Raw genomic sequence first — 12942 nt, 5'->3', positions numbered from 1 at the left:
CGCGCGAGGCGTACGTGGTGCCTCGCTCTGACGTCACCACTGACGCCACGATGCGCCAGAACCCCCGGTCGGCGTGCCCCTCCAGAGTGTGCGCAGGGACAGCAGCCAGTCGTGGAGGTCGCAGGGAGAATTCATGGAGACGGCACCACGGCATCCGACGTGGATGTGGCTGGTGCAATCACCAGCCTCATCCACGTCGGATGTCGCCAGAGGAACTGTTACGAGCGAGTCCCCACCGGCTCGTGCTCGGCCGGCTCCCCGTTCGATACCTCGAGCTGGGGCGCCCGCAGCTTCGAGGCGAGGATCGCCCCGAACGCGATCAGAGCCGCCACCACGGCGATCCCGATCCGCAGCGCGTGGTTCGCATCGTCCGGCACGCTCATCACCACCACGGCGGGGGCGATCAGCACCGAGACCAGGTTCATCACCTTCAGCAGCGGGTTGATCGCCGGGCCGGCGGTGTCCTTGAACGGGTCGCCGATGGTGTCACCGATGATGGTGGCCTCGTGTCCCTCGGAGTTCTTCCCTCCGTAGTGGCCGTCCTCGACGATCTTCTTCGCGTTGTCCCAGGCGCCACCGGAGTTGGCCAGGAACACCGCCATCAGTACGCCGGCGCCGATCGCGCCGCCGAGGAAGCCGGCAAGCGGGCCCACACCGAGACCGAAGCCGACGGCGATCGGCGCGAACGCCGCGAGCAGTCCCGGAGTGGCGAGTTCACGCAGGGAGTCCTTGGTGCAGATGTCCACCACGCGGGCGTACTCGGGGCGGGTCTCGCGAGTCATGATGCCCGGGTTCTCCCGGAACTGGCGGCGCACCTCGAACACGATGGCTCCGGCGGCCCGGGTGACGGCGTCGATCGCCAAGCCGGAGAACAAGAACACGGTCGATCCGCCGAGGATCACACCGACGAGGGTGATCGGGGAGATGATCTCGTAGCTGAGCATCGCAGCGACCATGCCTTCGGCCGCCGGCGTCACGCCCAGGTCGACCAACGCCATACTGACGGCGTCCGCGTAGGACCCGAAGAGTGCGGTCGCCGCCAGCACGGCCGTGGCGATCGCAATGCCCTTGGTGATGGCCTTGGTGGTGTTGCCGACGGCGTCCAGGTCGGTGAGGATCTGCGCTCCCTCCTCATCGACCTCGCCGGACATCTCGGCGATGCCCTGGGCGTTGTCGGAGACGGGGCCGAAGGTGTCCATCGCCACGATCACGCCGACCGTGGTGAGCAGTCCGCACCCGGCGAGTGCGATCAGGAACAGTGCCAGCCAGATCGAGCCGCCGGAGAGCAGGAAGAGCCCGCACAGCGCCGCGGCGATGATGCCCGCGGTATACACGGCCGACTCGAAGCCGACGCCGATGCCGGAGAGCACCACCGTGGCCGCACCTGTACGGGAGGCGGCGGCGACGGTGCGGGTGGGTTTCGCCGTCGTCCCGGTGAAGTATCCCGTGATGGCGAGGATCACCCCGGCCAGCACCACACCCACGAGCACGGCGACGGCCGAGACCAGGCGCGGGTCGCCGTCGTGATCGGCGAGGGTCTCCCCCACACCGCTGAGATCAGCGAACGAGGAGGGCAGGTAGATGAACGCGGCGACCGCGGCCAGCGCCGCGCCGATCAGGGCGGAGACGTAGAAGCCGCGGTAGATGGCCCGCAACCCGGACTCACTGCCACGCACCTTGGTGATGAAGACCCCGAGCACTGCCACCAAGGCTCCGATGGCAGTGACGATCAGCGGGAACACCAGGCCGGCCTCGCCCATGGTGGCCTTGCCGAGGATCAGGGCCGCGACCAGGGTCACGGCGTAGGACTCGAACAGGTCGGCAGCCATCCCGGCGCAGTCGCCCACGTTGTCGCCCACGTTGTCGGCGATGGTGGCGGCATTGCGGGGGTCGTCCTCGGGGATGCCCTGCTCAACCTTGCCCACGAGGTCGGCGCCGACGTCAGCAGCCTTGGTGAAGATGCCGCCGCCGACGCGCATGAACATCGCCAGCAACGCGGCGCCGAAGCCGAAGCCCTCCAGCACGGCCGGAGCGTCACCCCGGTAGACGAGCACCACGGCGGCCGCGCCGAGCAGTCCCAGGCCCACCACGCTCATCCCGACCGCGCCACCGGTGCGGAACGCGATCCGCGCACCCTCCTGGCGGGCGCTGTCGCCCTTCCCGGTGGACGCGGCGGCTGCCACCCGCAGGTTCGCGCGGGTGGCCAACCACATGCCGAGGTAGCCGATCGCGGCCGAGAAACCGGCCCCGACCAGGAAGGCGATCGACCGGCCGAGCCGCACGCCGGCGTCCCCTGGGAGCAGGAACAGCAGCGCGAACACGACGACGGCGAACAGCGCCAGGGTGCGGAACTGCCGGTTCAGGTAGGCCGACGCCCCTTCTTGGATGGCGGTGGCAATGGTCTTCATGGCAGGTGAGCCGTCGCCTGCGGCCAGCACTTGGCGACGCAGCACCACAGCGAACGCCAGTGATCCGAGCGCGACCACGGCGATCACGGCCACGATGACGAGGCTCGTGGGTCCGAGCTGAAGCATCCGTCCTCCTCGACGAAAAAGAACACCGAGCCCGGAGGGGTGATCCGGGATTCCGGTGAGTCTAACCAGGAAAAGGTGAGGTCCGTCACGCCGGCCCTCCGGTTGGTCGCTGTGCATCCTCTGATCGGCGCACAACGTTTCCGAGCCGCCGTACGTCTACGTTCATATCAGGCCAAGCCGAGGAGAGGAGGGGGCGTGGCTCACTGGGAACCGGTGCTCACCGAACTCGTGACCACCCGAGGCAGTGCACTGGCGCGGTACGCGACCATGCTGTGCGGCAACCCTGCCGATGGCGACGATCTCGTGCAGGAGGCCCTGACGAAGGTCTTCACCTCGTTGCGGCGGCAGCCGCGTGATGAGGCGGTGGAGCACGCCGAGGCGTACGTACGCCGGACGATCTTCACCCTGTACCTGGACCGCCAGCGGCGGCGAAAACGATGGGGCGCCGTCCGGCACCTGTTCGTCCGTGCCGAGGGTGGCGACGGGACGGGAACCCCTCCTGTGCCGGTGGACAGCGCCGGGGAACGGGTGGATGTGCAGCGCGCGCTGCAGACGCTGCCGGACCGGCAACGGGCCTGCGTGGTGCTGCGCTTCTACGCCGATCTCACGGTCCCGCAGATCGCCGATGAGTTGTACCTCTCGGCCGGATCGGTCAAGCGCTACCTGCATGAGGCGAAGACGCGGCTCGCCAGCGCACTCGCCGTGGAAGGAGAGCAGTCATGAACGTCGACGACGAACTGCACAAGGACGCGGACCGGAGCAGGCGGATGGAACAGCCGAACCCGTTGACCGGACGAGTAGATGAGATCGCCGCACGGGTGCGGCACCGCCGCAGGATGCGGGCGGGGGCCGGGGCGGTGGTCGCCGTCGCGGCCGTCGTCGGCGGGGCGTGGGGCGTCACCCAGACAGGTCTGCTGGGTTGGGAGGCTGCGCCCCCGGCGACGCCATCGGAGACGACACCCCACGAGACGCCGTCCGAGACCACCGAACCCACCGGCGAGCCCACCACTGATCCGACTGACGGCGATCCGCCACCGTTCCCCGCTGACCCGACCCCCGTCTCGCAGGAACTCCAGGGAAATCCTGACCTCTTGCTCGTGGACGCCCGTGCCGGTGAGCACGACGGGTACGACCGCATGGTGCTCGAGTTCTCCGGCAGCGGCACGCCGGGGTGGCAGGCCGAGTACGTCGACTCTGCGGCCGAAGCCGGCAGCGGCGCACCGATCACGCTCGACGGTGACGGCCTGCTCCGGATGTCACTGGAGGGCACCCGCTACCCGGAGGACGAGGAGGACCTGTTCACCACACCCGCGCTGGACGTGGGCGGTGCGGCCATCGATCAGGCCTACGTCGGTAGCACCTTCGAAGGGCAGACCCAGGTGGTGCTCGGTGTGGCCGATCCCGAGGCGCCGTTCCGGGTGTTCTCGCTCACCGACCCCCAGCGTGTGGTGATCGATGTGCAGGAGACCGAGGCGGAGGAACCGACCGGGGACCCGGCCGGCCCGCTCGAGCCTGCGCCAGAGTTCGAACCGGCCTGCGGGGACACCTGGAGCCCGCCGGAGCTGAACACCGGGCTGACCATCGACGCCGATTGGGGTGCGGGGCCGTTCACCGCCTCACCGGACGGTGCCAGCGGTGGGATCAGCACCGACGCAGTGATCACCAACACCAGCAGTGAGGCACTCAGCCACCGTGTCTACACCTGGACGGTCCTGGTGCGGGACGGGGCCGTGTACTCACCGGAGCTGCTCGGCAGTGACGCCGTCGGGGATGTGGATCTGGCCCCGGGCGGGACCACCACGTTCTCGGCAGGCCACCAGCTGTGGGAGTACTGCGAGCCCGGCTGGACCGGGGTCGGACCGAGCGTGCCCGCTGGCACGTACACGGCCTACGCGATGCTGATGGACCTGGATGCGTACCAGGACTCCGGCACCCGGAATGTTCTGGCTGTTTCCCCGGGGGTCGAGATCGAGGTCGCCCAGGGGTGAGGAGGAGGGCCTCCCCCGGCGATCGATGAGGGCGGTGCGAGCCGCAGCGGATCGGGTCCGGCCTTCGGGTCGGGCCCGATCCGCGTCACTGTGGTGGCGCGTGCTCGAGCAGCAGCCCGAGCACGGCGAGCGCCCCGGCCTTGTCCAGCGGCGAGTTGTTGTTCCCGCACTTGGGTGACTGGATGCACGCCGGGCACCCGGTGGCGCAACCGCAACCGGCCACGGTGTCCCGGGTGGCGGTGAGCCAGGGCCGGACCAGCGCGTAGCCACGCTGAGCGAAGCCCGCGCCGCCCGGGTAACCGTCGTAGACGAAGACCGTGGGTTCGAGGGTGTCCTGGTGCAGCGCGGTGGACAGTCCGCCGATGTCCCACCGGTCGCAGGTGGCGACCAGTCCGAGGAGTCCGATGGCTGCGTGCTCGGCCGCGTGCAGGGCACCAGGCAGGTCTGCCGGAGTAAGCCCGGAGTCGTAGAGCACCTCAGCCGGAGCGGACCACCAGCACCCGGTGGTACGCAGGGTGTGCTCGGGCAGGTCCAGCGGGTAGGAGCCGACGAGCTCGAGGCCGGGCAGCCGACGGCGGTCGTAGCCCACCACACGTTCGGTCACCTCGAGTGTGCCGTAGGCCCAGCGGACGGGGCCGCACTGCTGCTCAACCTGGGTCTGGAGCACCGTGATGTGCTTGTCGCTACGGCTGCGCGTGCGGTAGCCGACGGTTCGTTCGGTGACGATGGCAACGTCGTCGGCGTAGTCCTCGACGTAGAAGGTGCGGCCTTGATGGACGTAGACGGCACCGGCGTGCACGGTGGCGTCTGCGCGAGCGGCGTCGACCGTGCCCAGCACGCGCCCGGTGCCCGCTTCCACCACCTGCACCGGCGGCCCGCCCCCGCCGCGCAGGTCGGTGAGGGCGGCGGGGTCCTCGGGGCGCGCGTAGTTCCAATACCAGCCGGTGCTCCGACGGCGGAGCATGCCTCGCGTGCAGAGCTCGGCCAGCAGGTCGGGGGTACTCGGGCCGAAGGTTTCCAGGTCGGGCTCGGTCAGCGGCAGCTCGGCCGCTGCCGCGCACAGGTGCGGGGCGAGCACGTAGGGGTTGCCGGGGTCGAACGCGGTCGCCTCGACCGGGGCACCGAGGATCATCTCCGGGTGATGCACCAGGTAGGCGTCGAGCGGGTTGTCGCTGGCGATCAGCACGGCCAGGCCTTCCGCGCCGGCCCGTCCGGCGCGGCCCACCTGTTGCCAGAACGAGACGCGGGTGCCGGGCCACCCGGCGATCAGCACGGCGTCCAGGCCGGCGATGTCGACGCCGAGCTCGAGCGCATTCGTCGTGGCCAGTGCGCGCAGCTCGCCGGTGCGTAGGGCACGCTCCAACTCGCGGCGTTCCTCGGGCAGGTATCCGCCCCGGTAGGCCGCCACGGTGGCGGTGAGGTCGACGGCATCGGCCAGGTCGCGCGGGTCGGCGGGGCCGCGGTCGTCGAGCCGGGATCGGGTCTGGTCGGCGATTGCCTCGGCGCCGACGCGGGAGCGGACGAATGCGAGGGTGCGGCGGCGGGCGCGGACGAGATCGGTGAGCAGCTCGGCGGTCTCGGCGAGCACGGATCGGCGTGGTCCGTCTTCCGGGGCACCGCTGGGCCGCCACGGGCCGGGTGTGTCCGGGGCGGTGGGCTGATCCTCCGGGAAGGCCTCACCGGTGTCGAGGATCGGGGGCTGCCAGAGCGCCACCGTGCGGCGGCCCGCCGGAGCGGTGTCGGTCACCACCGCGGTGACGTTCTCGGCGGGCACTCCAAGGAGGCGAGCCGCGCTCTGCTCCGGGTCACCGGTGGTGGCCGAGGCGAGGATGGCGGTCGGGGCCGCCCCGTAGTGGGCGGCCAGCCGGAGCAGCCGGCGTAGTACCAGGGCCACGTGGGCGCCGAGCACGCCACGGTAGGCGTGGCACTCGTCCACCACCACGAACCGCAGGCCCCGCAGCAGCCGTTGCCACCGCCGGTGCCGCGGCAGCAGGGAGAAGTGCAGGAAGTCGGGGTTGGTGAGCACCAGGTCGGCGTGGTCACGGACCCAGTCGCGCTCGCTGGTGGGGGTGTCACCGTCGCAGGTGGCCGGCCGGACGTCACCGATGGCGGCGTCACGAAGCAGGGACTGGAGTCCGTACAGCTGGTCGGCTGCGAGCGCCTTGGTGGGGCTCAGGTACAGCACGGTGGGGCGGCGGTTGAGGGCGGCGATGCTGGTGCCGAGACCCTCGCGGGTGGCCGACCGCACGGCGCTGATCCCTGGGAGCCAGGAGGCGAGCGATTTCCCGGAGCCGGTCGCGGTAGCCAGCACCACGTGCCGCCCCGCCCACGCTGCCTCGGCCGCCTGCACCTGGTGCAGCCAGGGCGCCGTCACCCCACGCCTGGCGTAGCCGGCGACGAGGTCCGGATCGGCCCATTCCGGCCAGGCGCCCTGCTGCCCTTCCCGGGCTGGGAGGTGCTCGAGGTGCACGAGGCTGGACTCACGTCTCGGTGTCAGGAGCACGTCGAGGCTGTCCGGGTGGCTCACCGGCTCAGTGTCTCAGCACCTGCTGACACACGGCCCTCACAGCCCGACCGGTCCCGCACGCGCCTCGGCCGTCGCATCCCGGGTCCAGCCCGGCAGCGGCTGGACCGGCACCCGCACCCTCACCTGCACCATCGGTCCGTCCCCGACGGCGCAGCTCACCACCGTTGCTCCATTCCGTTCGGCGACCGCGGTGGCCGTCGCGCACGGGTCTGCCGCTCCGCGGACGGCCTCGCCCGCTGCCGCGAGCGCCGCCAGATCCGCCGCGCCCTGGGCCAGTCCTCGGGCAGCCGTGGCCTGGGCAAGCGCGGAGAGCAGCACGATGCCCACCAGGGCCACCGCCACCACACCGAGCACCAGGACTCCGGCAGAGCCCCGCTCACCGCTGCCAGCACCCGGACCCTGCGCGTTCACGGCACACCCGGTTCGACGGCGGCGCTCAGCTCGGCAGACACGTCCAGCAACCCGCCGAGCGGGCCGAGCGGCACGTCAGTTTCCACCCGGACCTGCACCCAGCCACCGGCCTGCTGCACGCTCACCGTCGCGTCCGGCCCCGCCACGTGTTGCGCCTGGTCCACCACCTGCGCCTCGGAGTGGCCGACGGCAGCGGCCCTGGCTCCGGCACGGGCGGCGTCCGCGCACCGCACCTGCGCCACCCCGACCGCGGCTGCGACCAGGACCGCGACAAGCACCAGCACCACACCAGGCAGCAGCACAGCGAGCTCGGCCGTCACCGACCCTCGTTCGCGGGGCAGCTTGGGTGCACGGACGCCGGCCACCTCAGCCGCCGATCGAGAGTGCCTGCTGGATGATGCTCAGGAGCATCCCGCGGACCTCGTCGCTGCGCATGATGGCCAAGAGCATGCCTGCGAAGGCCACCGCAGCCAGCGTGGCGATGGCGTACTCGGCGGTGGCCATCCCGGCCTCGCCCTGGGCACGGACGGCGGACCAGCGGGCAGCGACGACGGCGCGAGCCTGTCGGTGCCACCGGGACGGTCCGCCGTGGCGGACCCGGATCGTGCGTGCGGTCATGATCGTTCCTCTCGTTCGGGGGTCGGGTGACCCCGTGGAGGTCCAGGCTGCGGTGCGGACCGCTGACGGTGCCGAGGCCCCGGGGGCGGGTTGTGGACAACGCTGCGTCGGCGAGGAACTGTGCACACTCAAGGGCCGAACAGGCTGGACCCGGTAGACAGCAGCACGGGCATCAGGCCGAGCAGGACGAAAGCCGGGAGCAGGCAGATGCCGAGCGGGAGCACCAGGCGAACACCGAGTCGGGCGGCGGCCTCTCGGGCTCGGGAGCCCCGTCGGGCCCGGATCGTGGCAGCCGCCTGGGCGAGCAGCGGGCCCGGGTCCACTCCGTCCCGCCATGCGGGGCCGAGCGCACTGCGCAGCGGGTGCACCGGCACCGGATCGCCTCCCGCTTGCCACGCCTCGTCCCACGAGGCACCGAGTCGCAGCGCTGCCACCACACGCAGCAGTGGTTCGCCATGGGCCACCGGCAGGGCATGGCCGAGGGCATCGAGCACGGTGGGCACCGAGGCGCCCGCGCCGAGCGCCGCCCCGGCCAGGTCGAGCAGGACCGCCTCGTCCACGTGTGTGTCCGCACGAGGGAGGGGGCCACGCCCCCTCCGGCCCGCTCCTGCGGATCGTTCCCCGCTCCGAGCCGGCGCACGCGCCAGCGCCCACGGCAGCAGAGCCACGGCGGCCAGTGTCGCGACGACCAACGCCAGCATCTGCTCACCTGCTTCCGGTGCGCTCGGCGGCACGGACCAGAGTGCTCGTCCACCGGTATCCGAGCACCAGGAGCACCACCCCGCTGAGCAAGCAGGCGGTGCCCCAGTCGCCGTCGAGGAGCACCATCGGGTCGGCACCCAAGGCGGCACCCATGAGCAGCCCGGCAGCGGGGAGCCAGGTGAGCAGCCGAGCCGTCGCACGGGGAGCAGCCAGGGCCGTGCGCCGGCTGCTCGCGGCTTCTTCAGCCTCGGCCACTCCCTGGGCGCAGGAATCCAGCACGTCGGCCAGTGGCGCACCCAGGTGCTCGGCCACCCGCACCGCCGCCACCGCGCCAGCCACCGCTTCGGCGCGCGGACCGGTCCGGGCAGCCTGACGTCGACCACTCAGCACCCGGTCGCCCTTCCACCCGGCACCGGCACCGAAAGCGCCTGAGTCAACCTGGCCGAGGGCCGTCAGCTCTGCGGGCGCGTCCGGCCGGTCCCGCAGCGTCTGCTCCCAGGCGGTGGTGATCGCGGCGCCGGTGCGCAGCCGGGCGGCGACCTCCACGAGCAGCGCCCCCACCGGCACCACTGGTTCCTTCAGCCGCCTCCGCGCACCGAACCGGGCACGGCGTCCACGATCTCGTGGTGGCCGGCGCCGTCGCACCCCTCGCCCAGGGAGAGTGAGCAGCACGACGGCACCGAGCATCAGCCCAGCTGCGAGCGCCGGTCCGGTCACCGGTCAGCACCGTCGAGAGTGCGCGCCAGCTCCGGCCACGCCTCGGCCTCGATGAGTTCGTTCCCGGCCCCTGCCCGCAGCGCGAGCTCCGCCCGGAACCCGTCGGCCCCATCCGCGCGCAGCACGGCCACCTCAGCCAGTCGCCTCCGCCCATCCCGGCGCACCAGGTGCAGCACCGCGTGCACGGCGCTGCGGGCCTGCACCGCCACCGTCGCCGGGGACATTCCAGCGAGGGCACCCAGGGCGACCAGCCGGGCGGGCACGTCACGGGCGGCGTTCGCGTGCACGGTGGCCCATCCGCCGTCGTGCCCGGTGTTCAGAGCACCCAGGACGTCCCGCACCTCTGCCCCGCGGCACTCACCGAGCACCAGCCGGTCCGGCCGCATCCGCATCGCCGTGCGCACCAGGTCTGGCAACGTCACCTCGCCGGCGCCCTGCACGTTCGGTCGACGCACCTGCAGGTGCAGCACGTGCGGGTGGTCGGGGGCGAGCTCTGCCGCCTCCTCGATACAGATGATGCGTTCGGCCGGCGGTACGCGGGTGAGGGCGCTGGCGACGAGGGTGGTCTTCCCCGTCCCGGTGGCACCGCTGACGAGGACGTTCGCCCGCACTTCCACGAGCCGATCGAGCACCTGGGCTCCGCGGCTGTCGAGCATCCCGGTGGCCTGGAGCTCCTCCAGCCGGAACGCGCAGTTGCGCATCGTGCGGAGCGAGAGCACCGCACCTTCGGCACACAGGGGCGGCAGTAGCGCGTGCAGGCGGGTGCCGTCGGGCAGCCGGCCCTCGGCCACGGGTGCGGCGTCATCCAAGCGTTGCCCGGCTGTGGCGGCGAGTCTGGTGGCCAGTTCCCTGCCGGCACGCAGGCGCCCAGGCATCACGCGCAACCCCGCCCCTCGGTCCACCCACACGGTGCCGTCCCCGTTCACGACGACGTCGCTCACCTCCGGGTCGTCCAGCAACGGCTGGAGCACTGGCCCTGCTCCGAGGAGCTCCGCTCGGGCCGTGCGGTCGAGGGTGAGCAGGTCCCGGTCGCCGCGGACCCCGGCGGAGTCCCGCACCGCTCGACTCACCTCGGCTGGACGGACCGGGCTGTCCATGCCGCGGGGACCGGACTCGTTCAGCAGCGACTCCCGGACTGCGTCGATCTCGGTGGCACGCGAGAGTGGTGGCGTCGGTGTGGGTCGTGGCATCAGGACACCAGCGAGAGCTCGTGGACCACACGTCGCGCCCCGCGCCGGAGCGGACCGCGGCGGTGCTCCCCCGGTGCGACGCCATGCTCGATCGCCGCTGCCAAGGACCGTTCCTCCCGCATGGTCAGCGCCAGCGGGAGCTCGCACGCGCTGGCGATCTCAGCGGCGGTGAGCCCGCCAGGCGCGGGGCCGCGCACCACCAGACGCAGGTCGATCCCCTGCCACGCGCTCACCAGGGACCGCGCCGCGGCGGCGCTCATCACGTCGCACGGGGTCACCACGTAGACCACGTCGCACAGGTCTGCCCAGGGGGTCCTGGTGCGCGGCAGGTCGAGCACCAGCACGTCGTGCCCGGCCGCGAGCGCCTCGATGACGTCGCCGCCGTCGGTCTCCCTGGGACCTCCGCGCCAGTCGGTGGAGAGCACGTGCACGCCGTGCCACGTAGGCAGGGCTGCCGCGAGCGGGTCGTGCGGCATCGCGCCGCGCTGGTCGGCCACGTCGGCCCAGCGAAGCCCGCCGGCGTGCTCGATCCCGAGGAGGAGGTCGATCCCCGGGCCGCGCAGATCAAGGTCGGCCAGGGCCACACCGAGCCCCGCATCTGCGCAGACGCTGGCCAGCGCGGCAGCCAGGCACGACGCACCGGCCCCGCCGCGCGCACCCACCACACCGAGGACCCGGGCCTGCCGCTGTCGGCTTGCGGCGCGCACAAGAGCGAGGAGTTCTTCCGCGTCCGCCGGAAGGCACACCAGCCGCCCCTCCCCCGGCTCGGCCGGCGTCCCTACGCTCACCCATGCTGTTCGTCCCCCGGCCTGCACCCAGTCAGGGTCAGCGGGCCCGTACTCGGCGACGCTGTCGAGCAGCAGCCGAGCCCCCGCGGGTGGTGACGCACCGGGGGCATAGATCGCCACCGGCTGCTCCACCAGGGCAACCACCTCGCGCACCGCCTCGATGACCGCCGGATCCGCTGATCGCAGCGCCACCACATGTAAGTCCGAACTCATCGACTCTCCCTCCGCCGACCCCCAGCCTGTGCCGAGCGTGCCCGGTCTGCGTGCCACGCCCGAGGGGGCTGTGGACAACAGCGCAACGGCAACGCCCTGTGGATACAGGTGAGGGACGCCGTCGGGGCCCGACACTTCGGCTGGTCGGCATTTCTCGGCGTGCCACGCCCCACGAGCACGCCCTGCGTCGATACGGTGAACGCACCCGCCGACTGGAGGATCCCGTGAGCACCGTCCCCCCGCATGATCGCGAGGAACGCGACCCGAACGCCGCACCTGACGACAACGCGGCCGCTGACGCCACCCCGCCGGCTGAGAACGGCGAGAACGCCACGGCGGCCGAGGACGTCGATGCCGCACGCCCTGCCGATGACTCAGCGCCCGCTGCTGACGAGCCCCTCGGTGCTTCCGAGTCGCCCGAGAGCTCTGCCGGCGCGGCACCGGACGAGCCTGCTTCGGCGTCGAACGACGGACCGGCCGAGCCTGAACCGCCGACCCGCCAGCTTCCCACCGAGGCCGACGACGCCGCTCTGCGCGAGGAGCGTGCGCGCCGTTTCGGGCGAGGCACCTCCACCCCCGACGAGGAGACACCTGTGACCCAGCCGAGCACCGCTGAGGCCGACGCCACCGACACTCGCGTGGAGCCGGTGCCCGCCCCGATGGAGACCCAGCCCGAGGATCCGTTCAGCGACTGGGACGACGGGCCGCAGTCACGGGCCGCCGCGCACTGGTGGGGCATCCTGATCGCGATCGTGTTCGCTCCGATCGCCTGGTACCTCCTCACCGATGGTGGCGAGCGGGTGTCCTTCTCCCTGGACCGCAGCCTCGAGGCGGTGAACGTGGCCGGCCTGCTGGAGCTCGCCGGGGGCTTGCTCTGCACGGTCGTGCTGCTGCTGGCGGCGCGCTGGTCCTCGCTGGGACCGATCATCGTCGGATCGATCGGTACGCTCATCGGCGGCGCTTTCCTTGCCGTACCGGTGATCGTCTCGGAATTCCTCGCCAGCCAGTCGGCCATCTTCGACCGGCTCGGCCAGTTCGGCACGAACCTCTACGACCACCTGGTGGCCGAGGGGCACGCGGGGCGCCTGCTGCTCTACGGGATCGTGCTGATCTTCATCGGTGTGGTCTCCCACGGTGCGCGCCGGCAGGGCCGGCGCGAGGAGCGCCGCAGGATCGCCGCAGAGAGCTGACAGCACACGACGGCGGCCGGTCCCCTTGGTGGGGCCGGCCGCCGTTGTCGTGCTGCCTCGGCCA

12 protein-coding genes are annotated in these 12942 nt (G+C 71.9%); 3 read left to right on the top strand and 9 right to left on the bottom strand.

Features of this window, described 5'->3' with window-relative positions; genetic code table 11:
• Window positions 1-218: 218 nt before the first annotated feature.
• Window positions 219-2534 carry a sodium-translocating pyrophosphatase gene (locus BLU77_RS17540; protein ID WP_089774309.1) on the bottom strand — a complete coding sequence of 772 codons (2316 nt, stop codon included), beginning with the start codon at window positions 2532-2534 and terminating at the stop codon, window positions 219-221.
• A 195-nt stretch (window positions 2535-2729) separates the two neighbouring features.
• Here BLU77_RS17540 and BLU77_RS17535 point away from each other — a divergent pair, with 195 nt between their 5' ends.
• Together BLU77_RS17535 and BLU77_RS17530 are read left to right on the top strand one after the other, a co-directional pair.
• Entirely contained in the window at window positions 2730-3257 is a 528-nt protein-coding gene (locus BLU77_RS17535) for a sigma-70 family RNA polymerase sigma factor (RefSeq protein WP_217632495.1), read from the top strand.
• Window positions 3254-4522 carry an AMIN-like domain-containing (lipo)protein gene (locus BLU77_RS17530; protein WP_089774308.1) on the top strand — a complete coding sequence of 423 codons (1269 nt, stop codon included), beginning with the start codon at window positions 3254-3256 and terminating at the stop codon, window positions 4520-4522. Before BLU77_RS17535 ends, BLU77_RS17530 begins: the two co-directional genes overlap by 4 nt.
• Window positions 4523-4607: 85 nt before the next feature.
• Here the strand turns inward: BLU77_RS17530 and BLU77_RS17525 are convergent, their stop codons facing one another.
• The 8 genes from BLU77_RS17525 to ssd form a co-directional block, all read right to left on the bottom strand.
• Window positions 4608-7049: a DEAD/DEAH box helicase gene (locus BLU77_RS17525; protein WP_089774307.1), complete on the bottom strand. Its 2442-nt coding sequence runs from the start codon at window positions 7047-7049 to the stop codon at window positions 4608-4610.
• Between the two features lie 36 nt (window positions 7050-7085).
• Window positions 7086-7460 (bottom strand): Rv3654c family TadE-like protein, encoded by a 375-nt coding sequence (locus tag BLU77_RS17520; RefSeq protein ID WP_089774306.1) that lies wholly within the window; start codon window positions 7458-7460, stop codon window positions 7086-7088.
• Window positions 7457-7780, bottom strand: a complete 324-nt coding sequence (locus BLU77_RS17515; protein ID WP_139177834.1) for a TadE family type IV pilus minor pilin — start codon at window positions 7778-7780, stop codon at window positions 7457-7459. Before BLU77_RS17515 ends, BLU77_RS17520 begins: the two co-directional genes overlap by 4 nt.
• Before the next feature lie 46 nt (window positions 7781-7826).
• Window positions 7827-8078: a DUF4244 domain-containing protein gene (locus BLU77_RS17510; protein ID WP_089774305.1), complete on the bottom strand. Its 252-nt coding sequence runs from the start codon at window positions 8076-8078 to the stop codon at window positions 7827-7829.
• Window positions 8079-8206: 128 nt separating this feature from the next.
• The gene (locus BLU77_RS17505) at window positions 8207-8779 is read right to left on the bottom strand and encodes a type II secretion system F family protein (RefSeq protein ID WP_089775973.1); all 573 of its coding nucleotides are present in this window, start codon (window positions 8777-8779) and stop codon (window positions 8207-8209) included.
• Window positions 8780-8783: 4 nt separating this feature from the next.
• Window positions 8784-9497, bottom strand: a complete 714-nt coding sequence (locus BLU77_RS17500; protein ID WP_089774304.1) for a hypothetical protein — start codon at window positions 9495-9497, stop codon at window positions 8784-8786.
• On the bottom strand, window positions 9494-10687 hold the full coding sequence (locus BLU77_RS17495) for a TadA family conjugal transfer-associated ATPase (protein ID WP_089774303.1): 1194 nt from the start codon (window positions 10685-10687) through the stop codon (window positions 9494-9496). Before BLU77_RS17495 ends, BLU77_RS17500 begins: the two co-directional genes overlap by 4 nt.
• Entirely contained in the window at window positions 10687-11688 is a 1002-nt protein-coding gene (gene ssd / locus BLU77_RS17490) for a septum site-determining protein Ssd (RefSeq protein ID WP_089774302.1), read from the bottom strand. Before ssd ends, BLU77_RS17495 begins: the two co-directional genes overlap by 1 nt.
• 224 nt (window positions 11689-11912) lie before the next feature.
• Here ssd and BLU77_RS17485 point away from each other — a divergent pair, with 224 nt between their 5' ends.
• Window positions 11913-12878, top strand: coding sequence for an ICP22 family protein (locus tag BLU77_RS17485; protein ID WP_089774301.1), 966 nt, complete (start codon window positions 11913-11915; stop codon window positions 12876-12878).
• The last annotated feature ends 64 nt before the right edge of the window (window positions 12879-12942 follow it).

This window comes from Ruania alba, from assembly GCF_900105765.1.
In the GTDB taxonomy this organism is placed as follows: domain Bacteria; phylum Actinomycetota; class Actinomycetes; order Actinomycetales; family Beutenbergiaceae; genus Ruania; species Ruania alba.
Note: the sequence above shows the minus strand (reverse complement) of the source record. Positions and strands in the feature narration are given on the sequence as shown.

Coding starts and splice junctions, on each gene's coding strand:
- BLU77_RS17540 (WP_089774309.1), bottom strand. CDS start 2,534: ATGCTTCAGCTCGGACCCACGAGCCTCGTCATCGTGGCCGTGATCGCC.
- ssd (WP_089774302.1), bottom strand. CDS start 11,688: ATGAGTTCGGACTTACATGTGGTGGCGCTGCGATCAGCGGATCCGGCG.
- BLU77_RS17495 (WP_089774303.1), bottom strand. CDS start 10,687: ATGCCACGACCCACACCGACGCCACCACTCTCGCGTGCCACCGAGATC.
- BLU77_RS17530 (WP_089774308.1), top strand. CDS start 3,254: ATGAACGTCGACGACGAACTGCACAAGGACGCGGACCGGAGCAGGCGG.
- BLU77_RS17510 (WP_089774305.1), bottom strand. CDS start 8,078: ATGACCGCACGCACGATCCGGGTCCGCCACGGCGGACCGTCCCGGTGG.
- BLU77_RS17505 (WP_089775973.1), bottom strand. CDS start 8,779: ATGCTGGCGTTGGTCGTCGCGACACTGGCCGCCGTGGCTCTGCTGCCG.